Here is a 25,363-nt window from a genome sequence, read left to right as displayed (position 1 = left end):
GTGACGGGCAGACAAATCAGTAGAAGGGGAGATGCATGCGCTACGAATTGAAATCGCTCGGGATCTGGTCTTTCACGAAAGTTTCGTTCTTCATAAACCTCGTGATTGGTTTCATCCTCGGGTTGCTCTACGCAATACTGCTCCCTGTAATGGTCAGTATGGCCGAACTTGGCGGGTTTCCCGGCGGGGCTATGAATCCCTCCGAGGTTTCGTTCACAGCGATGTTGGTGATACTACCGATAATGTGCTCCTTGTTCGCGGCCGTGTTTCATACCATGATCGGTGTGTTGCTGGTAGCCGTCTACAATTTGATCGTCCGCATGATGGGCGGCCTTGAATTTGACCTTGACCCGGTGAAGCAGGCGCGGTCAGCCACGCCGGTGCGCCCCAGAGCGGCTCTCGCTACTGTTGATGAAGCGGCTGTGTCGGTGCCGCCGGTGCATGAGCCACCTCCCAGGCGTACTACGCCGCCACCACCACCACCGGTTCCAGGTGTGTCATCAGAAGCAGCCCCGGTTGCCGACCCGACGCCGCCGAGGCCGGCGACGGACATGCCTGAACTGTCGGCGGCGCCACCTTTTCAACCGACGACGACAGAGATAGAATCGCCTTCCCCGGTAGTACGACCGAAGCCGACCGAGGAAGAAACAAAGGACGACCCACCATCGGCACCCGAGACTACTTGAAAGTTAAGAGAGACTATGGATCAACCAGAAGTTCGAGTTCGCATCGCTCCCTCGCCGTCGGGATACGTGCATGTCGGTACGGCCCGCACCGCTATTTTCAATTATCTGTTCGCACGCCGCTACGGCGGTAAATTTCTAGTCCGAATCGAGAACACCGATACCGAGCGAAGCGACCCAAAATTCACCGAAGCCATTCTGTCCGCCCTCACCTGGCTTGGTATGCAGTGGGACGAGGATATAATCTATCAGGCGGATCGTCTGGACATCTACAAAGAACATGTGCAGACACTGGCTCAGTCCGGAAACGGCTATCCCTGTTTTTGCACGACGGAGATGCTGGCGGCCGACCGAGACAAGGCGCGCGCCGAAAAAACCGATCTGCGATACAATCGGCGATGTCTGAAGCTCTCGTCCGATGAAGTCGCCGGGCGCCTGGCCGCCGGTGAGCCGCATACCATTCGGCTGCGGATTCCCGAAGGTGATTGCACTTTCGACGACATGGTGTCGGGCGAGCTGGTCCGCAACTCAGGTGACATCGAAGACTTTATCGTGGCTCGTTCGGATGGATCGGCCACCTACAATCTGGCCGTGGTGGTCGATGACCACGCTACGGGGATCACGCACGTACTGCGTGGCAACGATCACATCACAAACACATTCAAGCAAATCCATCTGTACACAGCCCTGGGTTTTGATATCCCGAAATTTGCGCACGTTCCCATGATCCTGCGTACCGACAAGAAAAAGGTGTCCAAGAGTCGGGGCGACAAGGACGTCCTTCAGTTTCGCAATGAAGGAGTCCTGCCGGAAGCAATGTTCAACTATCTCTGCCTGCTGGGCTGGTCACCAAAGACCGATCGAGAGATTTACTCAGTAGACGAGTTGATCTCAAGCTTTACTCCCGACAATTTCAACCCGTCCAACTCCGTGTTTGATGAAGAGAAACTGATTGCCTTCAATCAGGAATACATCGCCGCTACGTCCGACCATGACCTGGCCGTGCTGGTGGCGCCACTGTTGGTTGAGGCCGGTCTGACCACCAAATACTGGCTGGAGACTCGCTGGGAGTATCTTCGTCAGGTGATCGGTACGCTCAAACTTCGCGCCAGGCGCATCGTAGACTTTGTTCAACTGAGTGGATATTTCTTTGAGTTTGATTACAAGTATGACCCCGAAGCCGCCGCCAAGCAGTTTACCGCCGAGAACGGTGAGTTATTGACGGCGCTGTCTGAACGGTTCGAGCGGCTTGAGGCCTTTACGCCCGAGACGATAGAACCATGCCTGTCCGCGCTGGCTGAGGAGAAAGGTCTGAAGAAAGGTCGACTTATTCATCCGACACGGCTGGCCGTGTCCGGGCGACCAACCGGTCCTTCGCTTTATGAGATGCTGGCCGTACTTTCACAGCCGGTGGTGGTAGGGCGAATGCGGCGGGCAGTAGAACAAATCGAATTGACAAACAACGCCTGATTTATTATAAGTCTGGAAAGAACTATGGCCAAGATGCAACTTGCTGACGTATTGAAGACCGCCATCAAGGGCGAAGAAGACGGGTATAAGTTCTACGATTTGCTGGCTGCAAAAGCAACCAATCCTGAGGCAAAACGTAAACTTGAGAACCTGCGCAATGACGAGATTGCGCATAAGAAAGTGCTGTACCAACTATACGAGGAACATGTCGGTGGAGAAATCGGTGAGTTGCCCAAAAAGGGTCTGTCGGCACTGGCTGAGGTGTTTCGAAAGGGTCATCTCGATGAACTCAAAAGCGAAATGGAGTTCATCAACCTTGCCATCGAAGCGGAATTGGCCGCCACCAAGTACTACAATGAACACTTCAAATCGTCGGACAACGAGGCGGTCAAACTGATTTTTGAGCGACTCGCCAGCGAAGAGAACACGCATTATGAATTGTTGATGGCCGAGCGGGAAGCGCTGAGCGGAAACTACTTTTGGTTTGGTTATGACGAAAGCGCACCCCAAGAGCATTGAAGAGGAATACTGACCCTTAATGATCGGCAGAATCGACAAACCTGACTTTGGAGATATGTGTGCAGTGGGTATGTGAGATTTGCGGTTACTTGCACGATGACGAGGATCGGCCGGGGTCCTGTCCGGTTTGTGGTGCCCTGTCGAATAAGTTTGCAGAGTTTTTTGAGGGTGACGATCAATCGGAGGGACCGGGCGAGGATGACGGCGCGGATAACTTCGAGAAGGATCTTTATGCCGACTATGAGGATGAAGGAATATGAGTGATTCTGGGCGCTCCGAGGCTGAGGGGCAGGTTCAACTTGCTATTGGTGATCCTGCACCGGACTTCACCTTGGCTACTCACAATGAAGGCGAGCTCAATCTGGCCTGGTATCAGGGGCGGAAGAATGTGGTGCTGGCGTTCTATCCGGCCGACTGGACACCGGTCTGTTCCACTCAGGTACCCGAGTATCAAAAGAAGATCGAACGGTTTGAGGAGTTGGACTGCCAGTTGTTCTGCCTGTCCTGTGACTCCGTACCTTGCCACATCGCCTGGGCCAAGTCTATGAGCGGTCTGGATTTTCCTTTGATGGCCGACTTCTGGCCGCACGGCGAGGTGGCCCGCAAGTATGGTGTACTCAATCGAAAAGGGTACGCAGAGCGCACGGTTTTTCTGATCGACAAAAAAGGGATTATCCGCTGGATCGAACGTCTGCACCCAGCCGATCTGCCAAACAACGATGACCTGTTTGAGCAACTGGCCAAACTCAATGCTTAAACGGATTCCGCGACTAATTAATTGAAACCGACAGCCCTCACCGGTGTTGATCTCTTTGTATGACGGCTTTTGACCAACACTTGCGGAATAATTGTGCCGGCAACTCGCCATTGCTCTCCTGTCGGCGCATGTGTATATTGAATTGGATGTCAGAGAGCAACTGGAGACCGATAAATCGAAAACGGCCGGAAAGTTGATGGCAACTTCCCACGCCGAATCCGGATAACAGAACTCAAATGTATTTCTCTTTACCGACAGAGTACCGACAAGCCGAAACGGCCGAGTTGACCGATCGCATTGCCTCAGCCCGTGCCAAACTGGGGACGAAACTGTGCATCCTCACCCATCACTACCAGCGGCGCGAAGTGGTTGCTTGTGGTGATCATGTCGGCGACAGTTATGGATTGTCCAAGTTGGCTGCCGAGAACAAGGATTTCGAAGTTATTTTGTTTTGTGGCGTTCACTTTATGGCCGAATCGGCTGATATCCTATCGTCTGATCATCAGCAGGTATTTCTGGCCAATCCGTTGGCTGGATGTCCCATGGCCGACATGGCTGAAATGGCCGACGTACTGGAGGCCTGGAAGTTCTTGGAGCAGTTTGGCGGCGATGAGAAAATCATGCCGATTTCGTACATGAACACCACGGCCGGTCTGAAAGCATTCACCGGACGCCATGGCGGGCTGATCTGTACATCGTCCAACGCAGCAGCGGCTTTTGAATATGGATTCGACCGACGTGAGAAGCTGTTCTTTTTCCCCGATGAAAACCTTGGCTACAATACGGGACTGAAGTACGGGCTCAAGCCTGAGGAAATGGTCATCTGGGACTTTTCACGTGACAGCGGTGGTCTGACCGAACAACAGTTGGAACGGGCACGAGTTATCCTATGGAAAGGACACTGTCATGTGCACACCAATTTTAAGGCCGAGCATGTAGCCCAGGTACGAACTGAGCATCCCGATGTGAAAGTGGTTGTGCATCCGGAGTGCCTGCCCGAGGTAGTCTCGCTGGCCGACGGTGTCGGCTCGACCAAGTACATCGTGGACTACTGTAAACAAGCTCAGGCTGGATCGACTATTGCCGTAGGGACCGAGATAAACCTGATCAATCGCATGGCCTATGAGCACCCGGACAAGAAGATTTTTGAGTTGTCGGGCCAAACCTGCCCGGTCTGTGCCAATATGTATCGCACCACTTTGAACGACCTGGCTTACTGTTTGGAAAACTACGTCGACCTGAAACCTTGTCAGGTGACTGAGCCGGATAGAAGTGAAGCTTTGATGGCGCTTGCAAAAATGCTCTCGATCAGTTGACCTGCAACAGGCGGGGTAGACCAAAAGGAAACAGCGGCCGCGGGCGTTTTCAATACGTGCGGGCGCATATAATGTCAAAAGCAGACAAGGATAGAAAACCATGGCGGCAGATGTTCTAGTTCCTCAAATGGGTGAATCGGTGCTTGAAGGCACCATCCTCGAATGGAAAGTCAAAGTCGGTGACCACGTCTCACTAAACCAACCGCTCGTAGAATTGATGACCGACAAAGTCAACGTTGAGATCCCGGCGGAAGTTGCAGGGGTGCTCATTGAGGTACTGGTCGAGGAAGGTGAAGTGGTACCTGTAGGCGCCATCATTGCTCGCATCGAGGACGGCTCCGGTGACACCAAAGCAAAACCTGCACAGAAAGCATCGGCCCGCAAAGAGACCACCACCGCAAAGACACCACAACCGGCCGTGGCAAAGAAATCGGCGCCGGCTGGTGCGTCAGCATCGACCATCAACCGTGCCGGCATGTCACCCAAAGTCAAGATGATGGTGAGGGAGTATTCGCTCGATCCGGCGACCATCAAGCCGACCGGACCCCAGGGTCGTGTAACCGTCGATGATGTGGAACGAGCCGTCCAATCCCGTTCGGCTGCCACCGGCTATACCGCCGGTCCGATTCCGCCACCGCCACCGCCGGTGGTGGCAGCGGCTCCTTCACCGGGGCCAGCGGCGGCGCCAATTGTGAACGTTGATATACCTGCCTTCGAGCCGCTCCCACAAGCTCAGCGGGAGACTCGACAGCCGTTGCAGGGAGTACGCAAACTTATCTCCGATCACATGGTGCACTCGGTGCACACTTCCGCTCATGTGACCACTTTTGAAGATTTGGACCTGACTGCGTTAGTCGATTATCGCAACGCAAATAAAGCCGAGTTCCGCTCCACCTATGGCGCCAACCTGACCTTCCTGCCATTTATCGCCAAAGCCGTCTGTGTCGGTTTGAAAGAGTTCCCGAAGATGAACGCATCGTTGACCGACGAAGAGATCATCCTAAAAAACTTCTATAACATAGGCATCGCTGTAGCCCGCGAGGACGGCTTGATCGTACCGGTCATAAAGGATGCCGACCGCAAAACGATAGTCGAGCTGGCTGTCGAGATCGCCCAGTTGGGAGAGAAAGCCAGAACCGGTGGGTTGACGCCTGAAGACGTATCCGGCGGTACCTTCTCACTGACTAATGCTGGAATGTTCGGAGCCACCGCCTCGACACCCATCATCGCACAGCCGCAGGTGGCCATCCTGGGTATCCATGCGATCGCCAAACGTCCGTGGGTGGTGGATGGTGAAATCGTGGTGCGCGACGTCTCGACCTTTGGGTTGTCCTTCGACCACCGGCTGATCGACGGCCACACGGCGGTTCAGTTCCTGCACCGAGTGCACGGATTGCTGGCCGATCCAAACAAGCTGCTTATGCAGCTTCGGTAACGTGGCCGCACTCTTCTCAAGGCGCTTCGGTTGGGTCCTCCGGGCAGGATTGACAGACTACCGCCAGGCGCTGACCTGGCAGCGTGGTCTGGTAACGATGCGACGCGACGGTCTGGCCCGTGACACTATTATCCTGCTTGAACATCCGCCTGTGATCACGGTTGGGCGTGACGGCCACGATGAGAACTTTGCCGACTCCCCTTACGATCCGGTGTTTATCGAACGTGGCGGCGATGTGACCTATCATGGCCCCGGCCAGTTGGTTGCCTATTTCATCTTTGACCTGACCCGGCGCGGGCGTGACCTGCATCGTTTCATGGGCGACCTGCAGCAGGGCGTCATTCGGTCCATGGCGCAGATCGGCATTGAATGCAGAAAGGACGACGATCACACAGGACTCTGGGTGGGCCAACGAAAACTCGGTTCGGTGGGTATTGCCGTAAAACGATGGGTGACTTTTCACGGCGTGGCGATAAACTTGAACACCGACCTGTCTGAGTTTGCATGTATCAACCCGTGCGGCCTGGAATCGGACGTCATGGTGTCGGCGGCGGAAGTTCTTGGGAAGCCGGTAGACTTGAACTCCTTCGGGGATAAACTAATCGAACAATACTCGGACATTTTTGTTACACAATTCGAGCCGGTAACTCCGGAGAGTCTGGCCGAGGATATGGAATCGCAGGCGGGCGGCTTCACGGTATAGTGACGGTCGCAACAATGAACGGTGCAACTGATGAGGAGCGAGATGGAACTTGCAGGTAAGACCGCGTTTGTTTCCGGGGGAACCAAGGGGATCGGACTTAGTATCGCCGAGAAGCTGGCGCAAAACGGCGCTAATGTTGTTATCAATTATTTCCGAAGTCGGGCTGCGGCCAAAGAAGCCGAGGAGAAAGTAAGGAGTTACGGGGTCGAGTGTTATGCACACCGCGCCAACATGGGCAATCATGAGCAGCTTCCCGCGATATTTGAAGGGATCAAAGAGCGATTTGGTAAATTGGATATTCTCATCTCCAACGCCGCCCTCGGTATCTTCACCAAGATGATCGACATCGACGACAAAGCCTGGGATCTTTCGATGCATACCAACGCCCGCGCCTTTCTCAACTGTGTGCAATTGGCCTATCCGATCATGCAGGAGCACGGACGCATAGTAGCTTTGTCGTCTCTGGGGTCGATCCGGTACATCCCCGGCTATGCCGCTATCGGTGTTTCCAAGGCAGCCATTGAGAACATCGTAAAATACATGGCCATCGAGTTCGCGCCGCGCAATATCAGTGTCAATTGTGTTTCCGGTGGATTCATTGATACCGATGCTTTGAAAGTCTTCCCGAACTACCAGTCGATGCTTGATGAAGTCAGCGAACGGACACCGTTCAAACGAGTCGGACGTCCTGAAGAAATCGCCTCCGTCGTAGCCTTCATGGCTTCTCCGCAGGCAAGTTGGATCACCGGCCAAACGGTAATCGTCGACGGTGGGTATTCATTGATGTAGGACAGCTGAGCCTCAGAGATGCCCATAAACTCCGGAGTTGGGTGGCCGTCTCACAGTTTGTTTAGGACGGGACAACTTTAGGGCAGGTCTCTCTTCTCTTGGAGACCTGCCATCTTCGGCGGGTCCGAAAGCGGACCCACCCTACGTCTCCTACCATATTCGTAGCGGGCGTCCTCGTGTTGCCCGGTCTTGACACTGTCCCAATATCGTCTATATTGTTCGTGAAGTCGCAGGATGGTGACGACACGAGATAACATCAATGTTTCGGGGAAGGATACATCTGATTGTCAGACGTAAGTTGGAGCCCGACAGTGCCATTTGTACCGTCAGTAGCGAAGGCGTTCTGTCGGTTAACGCTGAGGTCAAAGCGATCCGGGTTACGCATGAGGGATCAGGAACCTGGTCACAATTGGCCGATCGCACCATTAGCCTCTCGCGCTTCGACGGAACACATACCCATGTGCTACTCCTCAATCCGCTGTGGGGTGGGTCAGACTCCCTTCCATTGTACACGATTTCGGGGCCGTTCATGGAGACCGAGGGAGAGGTGATAGCCATGGACATGTCCACATTGGACGGGGCGCGTGTTGACGTGACAATTGTTGAGGAGTAGGGAATAGTATGATATCAATAGGTAGAATCGTTGGCGCCCTTGGATGGATCGCTGGTACAGTGTTGATGCTGCTTCTTTCTGGATGCGAGCACACGCCACCCTCCGGCGGGGGAGAGGGAGACGCACATGTCTTCGAGGTCAAGATTGAAATGAGCCACAACTCTCTGCAAGGACTGCATGAGATCATCGACGTGACACTGGAACGTGGTTACTACCGCCTCTCCAGCTTCGACCTCAAGATCGCGCACTATGCCAACGCCCTTAGCTTCCAGGGAGCGATCCCAGGCCCTTTGTTTACGGAATGTCACTGGGAGTACTTCAATTATCAGTTTTCGTTCCGGCAGTCCTGTGATGGAATGTCACCATGCGGCCTGGTCGACTTGGTCGCTATAGCCGACATTAACTTCGGACGACCCCGAGTGTCCGATGCCGACTGTCCGCAGGAGTTGATGGATGATGGACCGGTCGTGTTGTTCAGCCTGGACTACTTGGTGTCGAGTGATCGGCAATTCGATTGCGCCTACCTGCCGATCAGGTTCTACTGGGAAGACTGCGACGACAACGTTATTGCTTATCGTTCCGGATGGAACCCTGATACCGACATCACAGCTGTCAGCATGGAGGTGCTTGATTTTGGGCGTATCGGCGACGACCAGGTCGGCTTTCCGACATTTCAAGGCTACCAGCAAGAGTGTTTCACTGCCGAATTGAACCACCAGTCGCAGCCGGTGCCGTTGGTTAGCTTCTCGAATGGCGGCGTGGATATAGTCTGTGTCGGCGGACCGGACTATCGAGGCGATATCAACCTCAACGGCATTGTCAATGAAATCGCTGATGCTCTAATGTTCAGAGATTACTTTCTCTACGGAACTGACGTGTTTCAGATCAATTATGCCGGACAGATCGCTGCCTCTGACATCAATGCCGATGGAATCACCCTTAGCCTTTCGGATTTCGTTTATCAAATCCGGATTATTGTGGGTGATGCCTCGCCGTACCCCATCCTCCAACCGGTTCCGGGAACCGTCACCGAAAGCTCAGGTCGTCTGGCCATCGACCGCCAGGCCGGCGCCGCCCATCTCGTGGTGCATGGAAATGGCTTGCCGACACTATTGGCCGACAACATGGACATGGATTACGCCTTCGACGGACTGGCCACGCGCATACTGATCTACAGAATAGGTGCCAACGCCTCTTTTTCAGATGAGTTCATAGAGGTCGACGGCAATATCATGAGCCTTGACATGGCAACCTACGATGGTACGAAGATAGATGTTACGATAGTCAGCGAATAGGTTGTGAGTCCCGAGCGTCAGTCGGCGCGACTATTATCAGATGCAGGTGGAACCGTCACCAAATGCCCAGTATGTCCTTGGCTTCTTCGGAGGCCATAGTCTTGGGGTCCCACACCGGCTCCCATACTAAAGCAATTCGGACTTCGTTGACGCCTTCGACTTTTTGTGCGGCCTGATGGGCCATATTGATCAACATCTCACCGTATGGACAGGCCGGTGTAGTGAGGGTCATCTTAATCTGGACCAGTCCAGCCGGGAGTATGTTGACGTCGTATATGAGTCCCAGGTCGACAATGCCGACCTGGATTTCCGGGTCCTGGACCGGTTTCAACGCTTCGATTATCTGTTCCTGAGTAGGCATGGTTGTTTTCTATGTCAAGAATCGGTTCGCATCATTGTCCCGACATCGTGCAAAGAGGGATGCGCCGGTTCTATTGGTTATCTTCGGTCGTTACCGTACTGTCGGTTTCGCTACGGCCTTTCTCAAAATTGTTCAATCCCTCGATCAACGTCACCCATGACAGCAGGGCGCACTTGATGCGTACCGGAAACTGCCGCACTCCCTGCAGGGCGTCGATGTCGCCGAGATCATCCGGCAGTTCGACCACTTCGCCTTTCAGCATCCGCCGCACCAATTCGGCAATGCGTCGCGCCTCTTCAAGCGGTCGACCTTTGATGATCTCAGCCAGCATTGATCCGGATGCGACGGAGATAGCACATCCCTTACAGTCGACGTGAATGTTCTTCAGGGTGCCGTCATCCATTTGAACCTTCAACTCAAGCTCATCACCGCAGGCCGGGTTGGAGCCGTCTGAACTGATGTCCACCTGCTCAAGCGGTTTTTTGCCGCGGGGTGAACGAAAGTGATCCATGATGATATCACGGTACATGTCGTCAAGTGGTTCGCTCATGCTCCGAAGTACCTCCTCATGTCTGTCAACGCTTCGACCAAAGCGTCAATGTCTGCCTCGTCGTTGTAAATATAAAGTGATGCCCGCGCCGTTGCAACCTTGCCAAGGATTCGCATGAGCGGCTGAGCACAATGGTGTCCGGCGCGAATGGCAATGCCTTTTGTATCGAGAAAAGTGCTTATGTCATGCGGGTGAACGTTGGGGTCGGTAAAGCTCACTGCCCCACCCCGTTGCTCAGGCTCCTGCGGACCCTGTATCTCGATGCCGTCCAATTCGGACAATCGTTCAATAGCATATCTGGTGAGCGCAATTTCATGTTCGCGAATTCTGTCCATACCCAGCTCTTCAAGGTAGGTCAAGGCAGCTTCAAAAGCCACGACATTCGCAATATCCGGAGTGCCTGCCTCGAACTTGTGTGGAACTTCGTTCCACGTGACACGATCAAAGCGCACTTCGCGGATCATCTCACCACCCATGTTGAAAGGCGGCATCTCCTCCAGTAGTTCCAGTCGACCATAGAGAATACCTACGCCGGTCGGCCCCAACATTTTGTGGGACGAAAAAGTGTAGAAATCGGCCCCCAGCTTTTTGACGTCCACAGCCATGTGCGGCACCGCCTGCGCGCCGTCGACTAAGATGACCGCGCCCTGCTTGTGAGCCAGTTCGGCCAGCTGTTCGATAGGATTGATGGTTCCAAGAACGTTTGACATGTGCGACACGGCAACGAGTTTTGTCCTCGGTGTGATGATATTATCGATGTTGCTCAAATCCAGGTGGCCGCAGATCGTTATCGGTATACGCTTCAGCTTGGCCTGCTTCTTCTGAGCCAGAACAACCCAGGGCACCAGATTGGCGTGATGTTCCATCTCGGTGATGACAATCTCGTCACCCTCGCCGATGTTCTCTTCAGCCCAGGTGTAGGCGACAAGGTTGATCCCTTCGGTAGTGCCTCGCGTAAAAATAACCTCGGCCTGATCCACGCCGCCGATAAAGTGCGCCACTCGCTCCCGCGTATGCTCATAGGCCGCCGTGGCTTTCTCGGCCAAAAAGTGAATGCCGCGATGGATGTTAGCGTTCTTGCGTCGATAGTAGTCCAGGACGGCGTTGATCACCACACGAGGTTTCTGTGAAGTTGCCGCACTGTCGAGATAAACCAATCGTCGGTCGTTGATCTTCTCTTCGAGAATCGGAAAGTCCGCTTTTATCCGGCTCATGTCAAGTCGAGACTGGACCTGTGCCGCTTGCGTTGATCGATTGTTCGCGTTGGTCTGCATTTGTCTTGTCTACCCGGAAACCATCACGGTCTATGGGACCATGACGAGAATACCTTCGCCTTCGATCTTAAGTTCGTACTTGTCGATACCAACCACCGCCGGTGGTCCGGTTGCCCGGCCGGAACGGATATCGAACGTGGCGCCATGACGAGGACAGACGAGTCGAGCTTCATCCAAATGTCCGTCGCTGATCGGCGCAGAATCATGCGAACACTCATCAGCCAGGGCAAAGAACTCGTTGTCGATGTTGCAAACCACAATCTGTCGGTGTGCGACCGTGAACGACTTCATCTCACCCGGTGGGATATCGGCGGTGTCGGCTACCCGGACAAACGCACTCATGGCTACTCCTGCTCCAAACGTTGAGCCACGAAGTCATTGATCCTCATACGAAGGTCCTCCGGCAAGCTGGTCAAAGTAGAGGCTACAAATCCGGTGACGATCATCCGCACGGCATCAGCCAGGCCAACGCCTCGCGACTGAAGGTAGAACACCGAAAGAGGGTCAATCGGACCGATTGTCGCGCCGTGCGAACATCGAACATCCTCGTTCAGAATCTCAAGCTCCGGTATCGTCTGTGCGCGGGCATCCCGGTTCAACAGAAGATTCCGGTTTTCCTGATAGGCTTCGCAGGTACGAGCATCTTCTTCAATACGTATCAGACCGGTATAAGCCGAGCGAGCGCGGTCGCGCAGCACCACCTTAAAATTGATTGACGAATGCGTATCGCCGGACGTGTGCATGTGCAGCGTGTGGTTGTCACCCTGCTGATGGCCGGAGCCGAAAAGAAGTCCCTGCATTTCACTTTCGGCCCCTCGCCCGTTGAGCGTGACGCCGAAGTTCTGTTTGGCAATGGAACCGCCGAAAGCGAGAGGCACGGTGAGCATCTGCGCTCCCTGCTCGATTCGCGCCCGGTGGGTAAGATAGCTGTTCATGCCGGAGGCCTGGCGCTGCAGGAAGACATATCGTGAGCGACTGTCTTCCAAACCAAAAATCTCCACCGCACCGTTGACGTTACTGGATACCTGGTCGCGGTCGGTGGAACCGCCGCCGTATTCGTCGATCAGCGTCAACTCCGCGTTCTTGCCGACAACCACCAGCAGCCGTGGATACTGAACCGATCCGCCGAGACCGGACTCACGCAACAAATGCAGCGGTTGTGTTACCGTCACACCGTCGGGCACATATATAAAGATACCATCATTCCACAGGGCGGAATTCATGGCTTCAAACTTGCCGGTTTGGGAATTGACCAATTGATACAGGTATCTTTCCACCAACTCCGGATGTTCCTCGACCGCTTCGGACAGTCGCGTGATGGTGACGCCCTGCGCGATCAAGTCGTCAATACCGAAAAAGTCTATCTTACGTCCGGCCAGGTCGGTGGCGATACCGGAGAGGTTACCCTGGCGAAGATGTTCCTGCACAATCTTCTCAACAGCGCCAAAATTCTCACCGTAGTCAGTGTCCTGTACGCGGCTCCGGTCGATCAAGAAGTTAGCCGGGTCGGTGTAGCGCCACAGATGCAATCCACGACGGGGTACGGGAGCACTATTGAATACATCCCGCGAACGGTTGCGAATGTCGCGCAGCCAACGGGGGCCGCGCTCCAGAGCCGGAGCCAGACGAGGAATCGAAAAATCACTTGCCTGGGTATTGGCCTGTGTCTCTTTGTTCATCAACCTATGGATCCTTCCATTTCGAGTTCGATAAGACGGTTTAGCTCCACCGCGTATTCCAGCGGAAGTTCTTTGGTGAAGGGCTCCATGAAACCGTTAACTATCAACAAGCGCGCATCGTCCTCACTCAAACCACGACTGCACAGATAAAACAGTTGCTCCTCGGCCACTTTGGACACCCTGGCTTCGTGTTCTATCTTCACCTGATCGTGATCGATTTCCATGGTCGGATAGGTGTCGCTCCGGGCTTCCTCTCCGATCAAAAGAGCATCGCACTCAACCGAGACTTTGACGCCCGGCATCTTCTTGTGAACTTTCACCAAACCGCGATATGAGGCGCGCCCGTTGTTCTTGGAAATAGACTTGGACGTTATCCGCGAGGAGGTATTCGGGGCGGCATGAATCATCTTGGCCCCGGTATCCTGATGCTGGTCTGTTCCGGCAAAGGCGACCGAGAGAATCTCACCCTTGGCTCCCTCCTCCAAAAGCTGGATGCAAGGGTATTTCATGGTCAGACGCGATCCCATGTTACCATCAACCCATTCAACGGTGGCATTGCGATAGGCCGAAGCGCGTTTGGTGACGAGATTGAAGATGTTCCGCGCCCAGTTCTGAATAGTCGTATAGCGGATATAAGCACCCTCAAGCGCCACCAGTTCAACCACCGCCGAATGCAGCGAGTTGGTCGAATAGACCGGAGCCGTGCAGCCTTCGATATAATGCACTCGCGAACCCTTGTCGGCAATGATCAGCGTCCGCTCGAATTGCCCCATGTTCTCTGCATTGATCCGGAAGTATGCCTGCAACGGCACTGTTACATTGAGACCGGGGGGGACATAGATGAACGACCCGCCGGACCAGACCGACGTATTCAACGCCGCAAACTTGTTGTCCGTTGCCGGAATCACACTGCCGAAGTACTTCTTTACGATCTCAGGTTGTTCACGTAGCGCGCTGTCCATGTCAAGAAAGATGACGCCCTGCTTCTTGAGGTCCTCGCGCATTGAGTGATACACCACTTCCGACTCATACTGCGCCGATACACCGCCGAGGAACTTGCGTTCAGCTTCGGGTATGCCCAATTTGTCAAATGTCTTTTTGATATACTCGGGAACATCATCCCAGCTTTGCTGCTGCTCCTTGATCGGTTTCATGAAGTAGTAAATGTTCTCGAAATCGATTTCCGAGAGCATCTCGGTGTTGGCCCAGTCCGGCATCGGCTTGGAATTGAAAGTGTCGAGCGCATTGTGGCGAATCTCGGACATCCACTTGGGCTCACCTTTCATCTGGGAAATCATCTCGACTACTTCATGGTTGATCCCCCGCGCCCCTTTATGGAAATAGTCCACCGGATCGCGAAAACCATACTTGGTGGCATAGTCTTCACCCAGTTCGGCCAGGTCCCGGTTGCGCTGATTTACATCGTTGGACATGTTTACACCTCGGCCTTACTGCTGGTTTCTTCCTCCACCCAGTCATAGCCGGACTCTTCCAGTTTCAATGCGAGTTCCGGGCCGCCATGTTTGACCAGTTTGCCGTCCATCATGACATGGACGTAGTTTGGTTTGACATAATTGAGCAGGCGCTGATAGTGCGTCACCAGGAGGATTCCGTTTTCTTCGGAGCTAAAGCGGTTGATACCCTTGGAGACAACCTTGAGAGCATCGATATCCAGCCCGGAGTCGGTTTCATCCAAAAGGGCGATGCGCGGCTTCAGAATCGACATCTGCAAGACTTCCACCCGCTTCTTTTCGCCGCCGGAGAAACCGTCGTTGAGATAACGCGAGGCAAAGGACTCATCCACCGACAGCGCCTTCATCTCGGCTTTGAACAGTTTGCGGAAATCGGACATATCGGCATCCGGGCCGCGGTGCGATTTCAGCGCGGCCCGCATGAAGTTGGCCACCGACACACCCGGGATTGCCAGCGGATACTGAAAAGCCAGAAACAGTCCGGCCTGCGAGCGTTGGTCGGTCGCCATGTCCAGAATACTCACACCGTCGATGAACGCTTCACCCTGGGTGATGGTGTAAGCCGGGTGACCCATCAGTGCGTTCGACAGGGAAGACTTGCCGGAACCGTTGGGTCCCATGATGGCATGAATCTCACCCGCTGCTATCTTCAACGACACTCCGCTGACGACTTCGTTACCTTCAACGGAAACGTGAATGTTCTTGAACTCAAACAGAGGCTTCTTTTCGGTCATAATTGGATTATCCTCGATATAGGTAGGTCAAACATGTTCATTATGGTCTGTCCCCAGCCTGCCGCCCTTTGTCGTCGCCGGTAAGAGCCGACAGGGTTATCAGTCGTTCGTTGTGCACCAGATCGGCCAGCGTCTTTCCGGCCAGGAAGCCGGCGATTTGACCGGCCAGACTGCCGAGAATGTCATGCACCGAACATTGATCGGTGTGCACACATTCCTCAAGTTGGCCGGTCCGCTTGGTACAGTGGTCGGGATCAAGCAGCGGTCCACCCAGGACAGTAATCACTTCCAGAAGATTGACCTGGCCCGGTTGCTTGCTGATACAGAAGCCACCCTTGCGCCCCCGAACGGCCTTGACCAACCCGGCCTGGCGCATCTTGGCCAGCAATTTCGAAGCATACGGCACCGAAATCCCCTCGGCTGTTGCGATATCGGCAATGGACATTTGCCCGTCCAGGCCTTGTCGGGCCAGTACCAAAAGGCATCGCAATCCGTATTCTTCGGTGGCCGATATTCTCAAATCATTTCCTTTGCCGGTCCATTTTTGCAGCCGGCACCTATTTATACGAAAACCTTACAAAAATGTAAAGTATTATTTACTATAATTGTCGGCAGCCTGGATTTGTTCCCGAGCACCTGCTATCTGTTGTTATTTCATGTGGTTAGCGGCCGGCAAAGGCCTGCCGGCTGTCTTTGGTGGTGTTGGGCGACCCGCCCGACACAGGTAACCTGACAATTCGCTTCCCCCTGCTTTACGCCCAACTTCTGTCATGCCGGACTTCGAACCGGCATCCATCTGCTTTTGTAGGGCAGGTCTCTCTTCTGTTAGAGACCTGCCAATTCCAGCGGGTCCACGCCGCGGCGCGCAGGCGAAGACGGACCCCGCCCTACTGCATCTGGAGCGCAGCGGCAAGTGGGCTCTTCAATAACCCGCTCATAGATTGACGGTTGCTTAAACAGATCGAGATCGGTATTCTACACCGATTGACAGGCTTGACACCAAGTCACAGACGAGAGGACAGCGCAGATTTCGACCGACCTGACCAACATAGTCATCCTGGCCTTCGCGCTGGCTTTTGATGCCTTCGCCGTTGCCATCGTGGTGGGAATACGGATGGGCCATCTGGAGCGCTGGACGGTGTTTCGGCTGTCGTGGCATTTCGGTTTCGCGCAGTTCGGGATGCCTATTGTCGGCTGGTATGCCGGTGGTGTAATTTCGGGTTGGGTCGGCTCGTTGGGTCATTGGTTGGCCGCGTTGATCTTGTTCGCCATCGGGAGCCATGCCATTTACGAGCATCTCAAACCTGAACAACGGGAGTGGACAGGGGACCCAACGCGCGGCGCTTCGTTGATTGTCCTCATGTTCGCGACATCGATCGATGCGTTGGCGGCCGGACTGTCTCTGGCCTTGGTCGGCACGGCGATATTGAATCCGGCCTTGATTATCGGCGTCGTCGCGGCCGGGATGACTGTGCTTGGCCTGTCGTTCGGTCGTGCTTTGGGTCTGCGTTTTTCTCGCCAGGCAGGTATCCTCGGCGGCCTGATCCTGATCGGGTTGGCGATCAAGACGGTGTGGTGATAAACCACCCAAAAACGGGTTTCATGCGCTCCGCGCAGTGATAAATCACTTTCATGCGCTTTGCGCGCCGGGGATTTGCAGGCGTGCAGCTCAGGGGAGGCTCGTGTCCGCCTCATGGTGAGCGGAGTCGAACCATGAAATTCGTAGGTCGAAACCCCTGGTCCGTAGGACCGCCGAAGGCGGGTTTCGACAGGTTCGTCTGAATCGACACTCAGGCTACAGTGTGCTCACTAATCCCTAAGCTGTATCGTGTCCGCCTCAGGAGAAATCAATCCCGTTTAATAGTGCATCCATTAAAGACTGCGCTTCACTGTTTCCTTGCTCTGATGCCCTACGAAGCCACTCCATAGCCATGTCTAGGTCAGAGTTAACTCCATAACCGTAAACATACATTCTACCTAAATAGAATTGAGCCGAGGGATTTCCTTGTTGAGCCGATTTGCGACACCAATTGAATGCCTCGGTCAGATTCTTCGAAACTCCTCTTCCGTCAGTATACATGGAGGCCAAACTAAGCTGAGCATCGAAGTCCCCTTGTTCAGCTGACAAACGGTACCATTTGACAGATTCAACGTCATTGGCTTTGACACCAACCCCTTTTCGGTAACTTACGCCCAGATTGTGCTGCGCAATTACATGATCTTGGTCAGCAGCTTTGTGAAACCACTTGACGGCCTCTTCCTGGTTCGCCTCAACCCCAGCACCCATAGCATACATTTTGCCCACTTCATACTGTGCTTCAGCATCTCCTTGTTCTGCATCAAGCAAAAGCCTCTCAAATCTCTCTCTATCACTCATAGTAACTCCCTAGATTGACTAGATTCTTTCCCCTTATAGCCGGTGCGTAATGATGTGGACTAGAACTTCCGGGTTACTTTGTTGACGCATCTAGCCGGTGCAGGTCGGTCTGGGTGAAACCCCTGGTCGCTATGCAGGTTACACGATGCCTTACTGTGATCAGTAGACCATACTTTGCAATGGGTGCAATCTGCGCATCGATCTCCCGATTTGATCTGTGCCATAGTTCGACTCCCTCATAAAATGGATGCACGATTCTGATTTGTATAATAGTAAACAGGCCACATGTAGTCAAGCCTTCTCACACTTAACTGTGACCTACTGCTTGCGCAGGATGGTGTAATCTGTTCATCCTTCGACTCCGCTCGTGGCCACCTCATGGTGAGCGGAGTCGAACCATGAACTTCGTAGGTCGAAACCCCTGGTCCGCAGGACCGCCGAAGGCGGGTTTCGACATTTTCGTCAGGAGCACAGGGCTCCCGACCTACTGAGCTGTAGATTAAGGGCAGATTGATATCTTAAACCTACGCAGTTTATCTTGACAAATAGTCCGGATGTGATATCTTCCAATCATGGAGTATGTGGGTACGAACACTCCACATAGGCGGCTTCCATGCCGACTGTGCTCGAATACCCGCCGATTCTGAATGTGCAATTAGACAGATCGAAAAGACTTCAGACTTTTTCTAACTTACGAGGTACTCTCATGCGCGTCCTTCTCTCAGTTGTTGTGTTATTGATCATGCTGTCGGCCCTGACAGCCGTAGCGGATGTCCCAAGTGTAATGTCCTACCAAGGTGTGCTCACCGACGGGGGCGGTTCGCCGGTAGCCGACGGCAGCTATTCGGTGCTGTTCTCGATTTACGATGTGGCCAGTGGCGGGTCCGCTATTTGGAGCGAAACCCAGTCGGTCTCCACCACCGACGGTGCGTTCGCTATAATGCTTGGCTCGGTGAACCCACTGGATCCCCTCTACTTTGCCGGTGCCGATAGGTTTCTGGGTGTAAAGGTCGGCTCGGACCCGGAGATAAGTCCACGGACAGAGTTTGGATCGGTACCTTTTGCGTTCAGCGGCACCTGGAGACGGGCCGGTTATTTTATGCATCCCGTCGATCCTTTTGCCACTGTCCTGATTGGGGCTGACACCATTGGCTGGGGACCGGCGCAACTTGAGGTGACGAGGACCAGCAATTCAACTGCATTTATACCCGGCGTTCATTCCTACGTTAAAAACAGCGGTAACGGTGGTGGTATAGCTGGTGATTTTGAGGTAGAAGGAAAGATTGGTAGTGTTGATACCAGTTTCGCATTACGGGGGACCGCTGATATTACCCTTTTCGGCGGTGGTTCTGGTGTCGGGGTGGCCGGAACGGCGACAACGAGTTTGGGGGGGCATATGACGGCGGGGCAATTCGATGCCTACAACTTCGGTTCCACCTCGGGGCGCGCCACGGCGCTGGGGCTATCTTCCACCAGTACCGGCTCCAACTGGACTTTCGGGTTGGACGGGGATTTCAGTTCTGAAAGTGGTCCCTGTTACGGTATGGATTTGACCGCCACCTCCACCAACCACGGTTGCACGGGGATGCGATGGGATGTCAGCGGTGTCTTCGGTACCACCGGGCTGGATATGACTGTGAGCTCCTCTGCGGCCACGTCTACCTACGGCGTAAGAGGTGAGGTAACCAGTCAGACAGGTAACCTATCTGGACTCAGGATGCAGACCGACAACCAGGGTTCCGGTGACGCCATTGCCGTTGAGGCACAGGCCTGGAACTCCGGCTCCGGGGGCGTCACCGGTGTTTGGGCCTATGCCGAAGGAAACTCGACATCTTCTGTTTACGGGTTAAGGGCTCAGGACATTCGCAATTCCGGCTCGGGTGCCACATACGGTGTTTATGGTTCAGTGAACTCCACCGGTTCCGGTACCCACTACGGTGTTTTCGGTTTTGAGAATGCCGGCGGCTCAGGGGCGGCCGTCTATGCCTCCGGCGACATGATCGCATCCGGTGCCAAGCCGGCTGTGGTGCGTACGTCACAGGGTGAAAACCTGATGTACGCTACCGAGGCTACCGAAATCTGGTTCGAAGATATTGGCCGTGGTCAATTACAGAATGGGTCCGCACACATCGAACTTGATCCGCTCTACTTGGAGACGGTTGTTATCGACGACGATCATCCCATGGAAGTTTTCATTCAGTTACGCGGTGACTGCAACGGTACCTACGTTAGTGTCGGCACGACCGGTTTTGATGTGGTCGAGTTGCAATCCGGCTCAAGCGATGCGTCGTTCACTTATCGTGTGATGGCCAAGCGCAAGGGGTATGAAAACGAACGGATGCGCCCGACGACGGTTGGTTGGATGGACAAGCAACTATATCCCGAACGTGCTGCTGAGATCGAGGCGGCGCTGAGTCGTCCGGCGGATCGGTAGACTTAGTGGGAGTGGTGTGGACGATCACACGGGTGGCCCACAGCTTGGGGCGGGATCTGCATGTGTTGCACGGTACCCCACAGTCGAATCCACTCGCCGCGAAGCGCTCTGCGTGGGGTACCGGGTTGAATGACGCGCGTAGCGCGAAAAAGTGATTCATCACCTCATGGTGAGCGGAGTCGAACCATGAACCGTGCGGGTCGAGACCACAGGGATGACCGACAAGAAACTAACGGCGATACTTGATGTTGTTCTCTTCGCACCACTCGACGGCCAGTTCCTCGTAGGCTTGATCGCGAAACGTGTACCAGTCCTTCTCAATTCCCAGTCTGTAGGTAGTATCCTTGAATCGTCGAAAAGCGCCGCGACCGCGTAGCGCTCTAAGCAACTCGTCGGAGTGGTGTTGGTTATCGATCGAATCGGCAAACCGCTCTAGCATTTTGTACTCGTTGGTGTCGAATTGACTCGGCAGGGCGATGTAGTCCTCTCCTTTTTCCACGTCACGAGCATCCTTGAGTTCTTCTTCACTGAAACCGAGTGAATTCACCTCGTTATCAACAGCTCTGAATTCATCCTCGGTAATGGTCACTACTTTTCCGGTCACAGTATTCAGGAACGACTTGGCCAGATCCGACTGAAACTGCATGCCGTCGACTAAGTCTTTGAGTAATACTTCTGCTGGCATAGTAAATCCTACTTGGTCAATAGCGCAGGGCTACCGACCAATGAACCTAACCCCAGAAACAGCACAAGGCATCCTCATCCACCAAATCCAGGAACTTCTTAAGAGTCCGAAGCCTGGGAGAGGGCTCATAGGTATGCCACTTCAAATCCCTTCGCTGCCAAAACACTTTCCATATCCCCTGGGTACGTACATACGTCGCTTTGGCTACGGCTTCTTCCATCTTCACTTTGGGTTTGAAAAAGCTCGGTCGAATCTCAAATATCTCGACGCTCTGGCCCTTGATCCGGAATGCGATATCCACCTGGTCGCGAATGTGTTCAGGCGGTCTGCGCTTCTCAACAAACGCGGCCACCTGTTTCTCATACCGTTTCGTTTCTGTTTTGCTGAACGCCATGGTTTTGATACCTCAACTCTTACTTTGAACGATCATACAGTCTAGGTAGGGATCGTTTCCAAGTCAAGGACGAAACCTCACGCTGTTCTCAAAGGAGCGCGAAGTCTTGTAGGTCAGGTCTCTCTTCTCTTAGAGACCTGACGCCGTTGTCAGAAAGGCGTCGCGCACGCCCTACCTGTCATCCCCTCGCACCCATTGTTACTCCGAATGCAGTTGAAGGGTGCGCGAAGCGCAAAGAACACATTTATGGGTGTCATTCCCGCGCAGGCGGGAATCCATCTTTTCCGCCTATGTCATACTGGCGGAGGCCAGTATCCAGTCTTGTAGGGCGAAACCTCTTGGCCCTAAGGGTGAGAGTCACGGCTTGACCGTGTCGTCCTGTGCGCTGCCGAAGGGCGGGTTTCGACATCTTCAAACGGTGCCTAACGTCGAGGGCTCTGGGTATCACTGCTGCCGAACCGAAGCGGATTGCTAATCTTGAGGTCCAAGCATCTTACTCGCGTATCGGGATTTCAGTTTGTCGATATATTGCAATAGAATCGGCTTCTGGCCGGCTGTCGTCTTCGCCACTGCCGACTCAAGGCCACGGAGACTCTTCTCGATTCTTGACTCGATACGTGAAGCGATGCCGTCCAGGCTAATCAGTCGCAGCCCTGAGACCAGAATGTCCTTGGTTCCCATTACAAGACCGTACGGTGTGATGATGACAGATGCAACCGAGTGAATAAACTGAGCAGCGCGACGCTTCATAAGTTTGCGATGCTGCAGAGGAAGCTCACTATAGATGGCGTTTCTGTATTCACTCCACAATTCGCGTTCGAGCTCCTCCAGTTCGTGCATCAGAAACACCAGCCGTTCTGGATCTGTCATCATGAGACCGGCTTTGGTTTTAGTCTGAATATCGTTGTACTTTTCGACAAACGAAGCTTCAACGGCAATCCGGTGTAACTCGATTGAATCTTCAACCGTAATTGCGTCCAAGAGATCAGTCGGAAAATAAGTAGATGTACTGGTCTTAACTAGATCGACGAAAATCTTAAAGAACACCTCATGCTCCGAGAGGTTGGTTTTGGCTCCGCTGAGGTCAGATAAACGGAAGTCAACGATGTTCTCTTGCGGGAGGATTCCCTCTGAGTCAACAGCTCGCGCACCGGATAGATAATACAGAAAGTCCGCATAGGAAGTGATGATTTCTCTGAATGTCAATTCGCCACACTGTTGTGAGGCGCTGTAGACCGCTCCGCGGCTGAGCGAAGCGGTGTTCTCAAGTTCAGAGCACATGGATTCGGGAACCGAAAGGCCATTTTCGGAAAGCATCAGGCCCGGTAGGCTGTTGGGGTTCCGAAGATCGGAAAGCAGTCTAGATTTGAACCAAGTACTTGTTTCGGCCGTGTTCCATTTCACTGGTCGGGCGCTGTCATCAATCAATTGGGCCATCTCGCTCTGATCGGCACCGCAATATAACTCGGCCTCCCCTTGTGACGGAGCGTGTTGTTTGCTCTCCATAAAGTCGACGCACGTTGGAAATTCCTCACGGAGGGCAGGCACAACTATGCGTTCAGAGAATAACTCTGGGTGGGGTAGCAGGAGCTCACGAGCAAGCTCTGATTCCAACAGGTGAGAAGCTGCGATAACAACATGACCTTTTGTCAAAGCCAACAGCTTCAACTTCCTGATCAGAGCGAGTTTGATCCCCTCCACGTCAGAAGGCGTCCAAGCCACCTGGGAATAAGTGACTCGATCAAACTCGGTAAAGTACACTCGGCTGGCGTTTAGTTTTCCCGGGTCTGTTTTGTTCAGCACAAATCACCTTGCATATGGTGCCCCCTACCCCCCATACGACTCATCATCTGAGGGATACTCGCCGGACTTGACGTCGGCGATGAAGCGTTTGACAGCATCGGAAATGACAGGGGAGAGGTCGGCGTAGCGGCGCACGAACTTCGGTTTGAACTCAGTGTCACCCAGCCCCAGAATATCATTGATCACGAGTACTTGACCGTCGCAAGCGACACCGGCGCCGATACCGATAGTCGCCGCGCGCTTCAGGCTCTCAGTGATCTCGCGCGCTGTGTCGTTCTCGACTAATTCGAGCACCATCGAGAAGGCGCCCGCTTCTTCCAGAGCCAGCGCCGACTCTTTGAGATAGGTCTGTGACTTTTTCTTCCGGCCCTGTACTCGAGGACCGCCGAACCGATTGATCGACTGCGGCGTCAAACCGATATGCCCCATGACAGGGATACCTATCTCGACCAACCGCTTGACCGTCGGTACGATTTCCAGACCACCTTCGAGTTTGACTGCGTGCGCACCGCCTTCTTTGAGAAAGCGTCCGGCATTGAGAATAGCCGTCTCAGTCGACGGTTGAAACGACATGAACGGCATGTCGGCGATGACCAGTGCATTCTCGGTACCGCGCGCTACAGCGGCACAGTGAGCCACCATCACGTCCATCGTGATCGGCAGCGTCGAGTCGTAGCCATGAATAACGTTGGCCGCCGAGTCGCCGACCAGGGTCATGTCGATCCCCGCTTCGTCCAAGAGGTGTGCCGTGTAGTGGTCATACGCGGTCAGCACCGCAATCTTCTCACCGGATGCTTTCTTTTTCAGAATGCGACCGATCGTCATCCGTTTCTTTCCGTCAAGGTATCCCATAATGTCTCATTATAATACGACGTTGCCGGCCGGCACGTAGTATTTTTTGCCACTCATCGGTTTTTCGATTTGATCGATCAGGTCATCGAAGTGTTCCGGGTTCTCCACAAAGTCGATCTCGTCTGTTTTGACCACCAATAGCGGCGTTTCGGTGTAGTTGAAAAAGTAATAGTCGTATGCTTTGTTTAGCATCTCGACATAGTCGGGACCGACTGTCTTTTCGAAGGTGTAGTTCCTTTTGCGAATCCGTTGCAGCAGTGTCGGTGTCGATGCTTGCAGGTAGATCGCCAGGTCCGGTCTGGGAACGTCTTTCGATAGAATCGGTGCGATCTTGTCATACAAAGCCAGTTCGCGCTCGGCCAGGTTCACCGACGCAAAGATAGCATCTTTGGCAAAAAGATAGTCGGCGACGATCCGTTGAGCGAACAGATCCCGCACCATCAGTTGCTGCTGTTGTTGAAACCGCGACAGCAGGAAGAACAACTGGCAACTGAAGGCATGCCGCTTTTTATGCTTGTAGAAATCCACCAGAAACGGGTTCTCGAAGACTTCTTCAGCCAGCAACTCGGCTTCGAGTCGCTCGGCCAGCATCTTGGCGAACGATGTTTTCCCGACGCCGATGACGCCTTCAACGGCTATGTAATTGGGTCTAAGGTTGTCTTGCGACATGGTCCTTGTACAACATTACTTTGTTTCGATCTTCGTCACTGAGAAAATCCGAGACCGGCCTTTTCGTTACCGGATGAGTCACTTTCGGATCAATCTGCAGAATCGGCGCCATGGCGAACGGTCGATTGAGCAACTCCCGATGCGGTATGGACAGCCGCTCGCTCTCGATCACCTGTTGCCCGAACAACAGTATGTCCAGGTCGATAGTGCGCGGCAGTTGCTGACCTTTGCCGGTGCGACCGAGCTTCTTTTCAATCAACTCCAGAGCATTAAGTAATTCACCCGCAGTGAACCGATAGTCGGCCATCACGGCCTGATTCATAAACGATGGCGCCGCAGAGTCCATACCATCGGCCTCCGACAGGTAGATGGCAGATGTTGCGACGATTTCGAGACCTTCGATAAACTCAAGTTTGGCCAGCGCGTCGGCCAGGTTTTTTTCACGGTCACCCATGTTCGAGCCGGCGAGAATAAAAACAGTTTCAGACATCGTATGCCT

General features: G+C 53.8%; 28 protein-coding genes. 13 read left to right on the top strand and 15 right to left on the bottom strand.

The genetic code is table 11. The features are described from left to right. The first annotated feature begins 35 nt into the window (after nt 1-35). From OEV49_13730 to OEV49_13680, 11 genes are all read left to right on the top strand, one after another. Nucleotides 36-686, top strand: a complete 651-nt coding sequence (locus OEV49_13730; GenBank protein ID MDH3892133.1) for a DUF3566 domain-containing protein — start codon at nt 36-38, stop codon at nt 684-686. Between the two features lie 15 nt (nt 687-701). Further along, complete coding sequence (gene gltX / locus OEV49_13725; GenBank protein MDH3892132.1) at nt 702-2,153, top strand: glutamate--tRNA ligase; 1,452 nt, start codon at nt 702-704, stop codon at nt 2,151-2,153. 24 nt (nt 2,154-2,177) lie between these two features. Continuing rightward, nucleotides 2,178-2,672 carry a ferritin family protein gene (locus OEV49_13720; protein MDH3892131.1) on the top strand — a complete coding sequence of 165 codons (495 nt, stop codon included), beginning with the start codon at nt 2,178-2,180 and terminating at the stop codon, nt 2,670-2,672. Between the two features lie 59 nt (nt 2,673-2,731). Next, complete coding sequence (locus OEV49_13715) at nt 2,732-2,932, top strand: hypothetical protein (GenBank protein ID MDH3892130.1); 201 nt, start codon at nt 2,732-2,734, stop codon at nt 2,930-2,932. Next, nucleotides 2,929-3,429, top strand: a complete 501-nt coding sequence (locus OEV49_13710) for a redoxin domain-containing protein (protein ID MDH3892129.1) — start codon at nt 2,929-2,931, stop codon at nt 3,427-3,429. The genes OEV49_13715 and OEV49_13710 overlap by 4 nt, the downstream gene beginning before the upstream one ends. A 236-nt stretch (nt 3,430-3,665) precedes the next feature. Then, nucleotides 3,666-4,745 (top strand): quinolinate synthase NadA, encoded by a 1,080-nt coding sequence (gene nadA, locus OEV49_13705; GenBank protein ID MDH3892128.1) that lies wholly within the window; start codon nt 3,666-3,668, stop codon nt 4,743-4,745. Nucleotides 4,746-4,845: 100 nt separating this feature from the next. Beyond that, complete coding sequence (locus OEV49_13700) at nt 4,846-6,180, top strand: 2-oxo acid dehydrogenase subunit E2 (GenBank protein ID MDH3892127.1); 1,335 nt, start codon at nt 4,846-4,848, stop codon at nt 6,178-6,180. Between the two features lie 49 nt (nt 6,181-6,229). After that, nucleotides 6,230-6,883 (top strand): lipoyl(octanoyl) transferase LipB, encoded by a 654-nt coding sequence (gene lipB, locus OEV49_13695; GenBank protein MDH3892126.1) that lies wholly within the window; start codon nt 6,230-6,232, stop codon nt 6,881-6,883. Between the two features lie 42 nt (nt 6,884-6,925). Next, the gene (locus OEV49_13690) at nt 6,926-7,672 is read left to right on the top strand and encodes an SDR family oxidoreductase (GenBank protein ID MDH3892125.1); all 747 of its coding nucleotides are present in this window, start codon (nt 6,926-6,928) and stop codon (nt 7,670-7,672) included. Between the two features lie 259 nt (nt 7,673-7,931). Further along, nucleotides 7,932-8,285, top strand: a complete 354-nt coding sequence (locus OEV49_13685) for a hypothetical protein (GenBank protein ID MDH3892124.1) — start codon at nt 7,932-7,934, stop codon at nt 8,283-8,285. An 8-nt stretch (nt 8,286-8,293) separates the two neighbouring features. Continuing rightward, nucleotides 8,294-9,580, top strand: a complete 1,287-nt coding sequence (locus OEV49_13680) for a hypothetical protein (GenBank protein ID MDH3892123.1) — start codon at nt 8,294-8,296, stop codon at nt 9,578-9,580. Nucleotides 9,581-9,635: 55 nt separating this feature from the next. Here the strand turns inward: OEV49_13680 and OEV49_13675 are convergent, their stop codons facing one another. The 8 genes from OEV49_13675 to OEV49_13640 all read right to left on the bottom strand — a co-directional run bounded on the left by OEV49_13675 (nt 9,636) and on the right by OEV49_13640 (nt 16,170). Further along, a complete protein-coding gene (locus OEV49_13675; protein MDH3892122.1) occupies nt 9,636-9,941 on the bottom strand; it encodes a metal-sulfur cluster assembly factor in 306 nt (101 codons plus the stop codon). A 70-nt stretch (nt 9,942-10,011) separates the two neighbouring features. Next, on the bottom strand, nt 10,012-10,491 hold the full coding sequence (locus OEV49_13670; protein MDH3892121.1) for an SUF system NifU family Fe-S cluster assembly protein: 480 nt from the start codon (nt 10,489-10,491) through the stop codon (nt 10,012-10,014). Further along, nucleotides 10,488-11,705: a cysteine desulfurase gene (locus OEV49_13665; protein MDH3892120.1), complete on the bottom strand. Its 1,218-nt coding sequence runs from the start codon at nt 11,703-11,705 to the stop codon at nt 10,488-10,490. The genes OEV49_13670 and OEV49_13665 overlap by 4 nt, the downstream gene beginning before the upstream one ends. A gap of 90 nt (nt 11,706-11,795) precedes the next feature. Continuing rightward, nucleotides 11,796-12,107, bottom strand: coding sequence for a non-heme iron oxygenase ferredoxin subunit (locus OEV49_13660; GenBank protein ID MDH3892119.1), 312 nt, complete (start codon nt 12,105-12,107; stop codon nt 11,796-11,798). 2 nt (nt 12,108-12,109) lie between these two features. Then, nucleotides 12,110-13,444, bottom strand: coding sequence for a Fe-S cluster assembly protein SufD (gene sufD / locus OEV49_13655; protein MDH3892118.1), 1,335 nt, complete (start codon nt 13,442-13,444; stop codon nt 12,110-12,112). Next, entirely contained in the window at nt 13,444-14,877 is a 1,434-nt protein-coding gene (gene sufB, locus OEV49_13650; GenBank protein MDH3892117.1) for a Fe-S cluster assembly protein SufB, read from the bottom strand. Before sufB ends, sufD begins: the two co-directional genes overlap by 1 nt. Nucleotides 14,878-14,879: 2 nt before the next feature. Continuing rightward, nucleotides 14,880-15,650, bottom strand: a complete 771-nt coding sequence (gene sufC / locus OEV49_13645) for a Fe-S cluster assembly ATPase SufC (GenBank protein ID MDH3892116.1) — start codon at nt 15,648-15,650, stop codon at nt 14,880-14,882. A gap of 40 nt (nt 15,651-15,690) precedes the next feature. Further along, on the bottom strand, nt 15,691-16,170 hold the full coding sequence (locus tag OEV49_13640) for an Rrf2 family transcriptional regulator (GenBank protein MDH3892115.1): 480 nt from the start codon (nt 16,168-16,170) through the stop codon (nt 15,691-15,693). Nucleotides 16,171-16,764: 594 nt separating this feature from the next. Here OEV49_13640 and OEV49_13635 point away from each other — a divergent pair. Then, entirely contained in the window at nt 16,765-17,229 is a 465-nt protein-coding gene (locus tag OEV49_13635; protein ID MDH3892114.1) for a manganese efflux pump MntP family protein, read from the top strand. A gap of 258 nt (nt 17,230-17,487) precedes the next feature. Here the strand turns inward: OEV49_13635 and OEV49_13630 are convergent, their stop codons facing one another. Continuing rightward, nucleotides 17,488-18,027 (bottom strand): sel1 repeat family protein, encoded by a 540-nt coding sequence (locus tag OEV49_13630; protein MDH3892113.1) that lies wholly within the window; start codon nt 18,025-18,027, stop codon nt 17,488-17,490. 706 nt (nt 18,028-18,733) lie between these two features. Here OEV49_13630 and OEV49_13625 point away from each other — a divergent pair. Beyond that, nucleotides 18,734-20,461 (top strand): hypothetical protein, encoded by a 1,728-nt coding sequence (locus OEV49_13625; protein MDH3892112.1) that lies wholly within the window; start codon nt 18,734-18,736, stop codon nt 20,459-20,461. A gap of 229 nt (nt 20,462-20,690) precedes the next feature. Here the strand turns inward: OEV49_13625 and OEV49_13620 are convergent, their stop codons facing one another. From OEV49_13620 to folK, 6 genes are all read right to left on the bottom strand, one after another. Next, complete coding sequence (locus OEV49_13620) at nt 20,691-21,146, bottom strand: UPF0158 family protein (protein ID MDH3892111.1); 456 nt, start codon at nt 21,144-21,146, stop codon at nt 20,691-20,693. A gap of 46 nt (nt 21,147-21,192) precedes the next feature. Beyond that, on the bottom strand, nt 21,193-21,540 hold the full coding sequence (locus OEV49_13615; GenBank protein ID MDH3892110.1) for a DUF3024 domain-containing protein: 348 nt from the start codon (nt 21,538-21,540) through the stop codon (nt 21,193-21,195). A 471-nt stretch (nt 21,541-22,011) separates the two neighbouring features. After that, nucleotides 22,012-23,343 (bottom strand): hypothetical protein, encoded by a 1,332-nt coding sequence (locus OEV49_13610; GenBank protein ID MDH3892109.1) that lies wholly within the window; start codon nt 23,341-23,343, stop codon nt 22,012-22,014. 24 nt (nt 23,344-23,367) lie between these two features. After that, nucleotides 23,368-24,195 (bottom strand): 3-methyl-2-oxobutanoate hydroxymethyltransferase, encoded by an 828-nt coding sequence (gene panB / locus OEV49_13605; GenBank protein ID MDH3892108.1) that lies wholly within the window; start codon nt 24,193-24,195, stop codon nt 23,368-23,370. A gap of 9 nt (nt 24,196-24,204) precedes the next feature. After that, nucleotides 24,205-24,864 (bottom strand): deoxynucleoside kinase, encoded by a 660-nt coding sequence (locus OEV49_13600; GenBank protein MDH3892107.1) that lies wholly within the window; start codon nt 24,862-24,864, stop codon nt 24,205-24,207. After that, the gene (folK, locus tag OEV49_13595; GenBank protein ID MDH3892106.1) at nt 24,845-25,354 is read right to left on the bottom strand and encodes a 2-amino-4-hydroxy-6-hydroxymethyldihydropteridine diphosphokinase; all 510 of its coding nucleotides are present in this window, start codon (nt 25,352-25,354) and stop codon (nt 24,845-24,847) included. The genes OEV49_13600 and folK overlap by 20 nt, the downstream gene beginning before the upstream one ends. Between the last annotated feature and the right edge of the window lie 9 nt (nt 25,355-25,363).

The organism is Candidatus Zixiibacteriota bacterium (genome assembly GCA_029860345.1).
Taxonomy (GTDB): domain Bacteria; phylum Zixibacteria; class MSB-5A5; order GN15; family FEB-12; genus JAJRTA01.
This window is presented reverse-complemented; position numbering and strand designations above follow the sequence as displayed.

Coding starts and splice junctions, on each gene's coding strand:
- OEV49_13615 (MDH3892110.1), bottom strand. CDS start 21,540: ATGGCGTTCAGCAAAACAGAAACGAAACGGTATGAGAAACAGGTGGCC.
- OEV49_13630 (MDH3892113.1), bottom strand. CDS start 18,027: ATGAGTGATAGAGAGAGATTTGAGAGGCTTTTGCTTGATGCAGAACAA.
- sufC (MDH3892116.1), bottom strand. CDS start 15,650: ATGACCGAAAAGAAGCCTCTGTTTGAGTTCAAGAACATTCACGTTTCC.
- OEV49_13675 (MDH3892122.1), bottom strand. CDS start 9,941: ATGCCTACTCAGGAACAGATAATCGAAGCGTTGAAACCGGTCCAGGAC.
- nadA (MDH3892128.1), top strand. CDS start 3,666: ATGTATTTCTCTTTACCGACAGAGTACCGACAAGCCGAAACGGCCGAG.
- sufB (MDH3892117.1), bottom strand. CDS start 14,877: ATGTCCAACGATGTAAATCAGCGCAACCGGGACCTGGCCGAACTGGGT.
- OEV49_13690 (MDH3892125.1), top strand. CDS start 6,926: ATGGAACTTGCAGGTAAGACCGCGTTTGTTTCCGGGGGAACCAAGGGG.
- OEV49_13680 (MDH3892123.1), top strand. CDS start 8,294: ATGATATCAATAGGTAGAATCGTTGGCGCCCTTGGATGGATCGCTGGT.
- panB (MDH3892108.1), bottom strand. CDS start 24,195: ATGGGATACCTTGACGGAAAGAAACGGATGACGATCGGTCGCATTCTG.
- gltX (MDH3892132.1), top strand. CDS start 702: ATGGATCAACCAGAAGTTCGAGTTCGCATCGCTCCCTCGCCGTCGGGA.
- OEV49_13685 (MDH3892124.1), top strand. CDS start 7,932: ATGTTTCGGGGAAGGATACATCTGATTGTCAGACGTAAGTTGGAGCCC.
- sufD (MDH3892118.1), bottom strand. CDS start 13,444: ATGAACAAAGAGACACAGGCCAATACCCAGGCAAGTGATTTTTCGATT.
- OEV49_13720 (MDH3892131.1), top strand. CDS start 2,178: ATGGCCAAGATGCAACTTGCTGACGTATTGAAGACCGCCATCAAGGGC.
- OEV49_13625 (MDH3892112.1), top strand. CDS start 18,734: ATGCGCGTCCTTCTCTCAGTTGTTGTGTTATTGATCATGCTGTCGGCC.
- OEV49_13620 (MDH3892111.1), bottom strand. CDS start 21,146: ATGCCAGCAGAAGTATTACTCAAAGACTTAGTCGACGGCATGCAGTTT.
- OEV49_13635 (MDH3892114.1), top strand. CDS start 16,765: ATGGGCCATCTGGAGCGCTGGACGGTGTTTCGGCTGTCGTGGCATTTC.
- OEV49_13700 (MDH3892127.1), top strand. CDS start 4,846: ATGGCGGCAGATGTTCTAGTTCCTCAAATGGGTGAATCGGTGCTTGAA.
- OEV49_13670 (MDH3892121.1), bottom strand. CDS start 10,491: ATGAGCGAACCACTTGACGACATGTACCGTGATATCATCATGGATCAC.
- OEV49_13600 (MDH3892107.1), bottom strand. CDS start 24,864: ATGTCGCAAGACAACCTTAGACCCAATTACATAGCCGTTGAAGGCGTC.
- OEV49_13665 (MDH3892120.1), bottom strand. CDS start 11,705: ATGAGCCGGATAAAAGCGGACTTTCCGATTCTCGAAGAGAAGATCAAC.
- OEV49_13730 (MDH3892133.1), top strand. CDS start 36: ATGCGCTACGAATTGAAATCGCTCGGGATCTGGTCTTTCACGAAAGTT.
- OEV49_13660 (MDH3892119.1), bottom strand. CDS start 12,107: ATGAGTGCGTTTGTCCGGGTAGCCGACACCGCCGATATCCCACCGGGT.
- folK (MDH3892106.1), bottom strand. CDS start 25,354: ATGTCTGAAACTGTTTTTATTCTCGCCGGCTCGAACATGGGTGACCGT.
- OEV49_13710 (MDH3892129.1), top strand. CDS start 2,929: ATGAGTGATTCTGGGCGCTCCGAGGCTGAGGGGCAGGTTCAACTTGCT.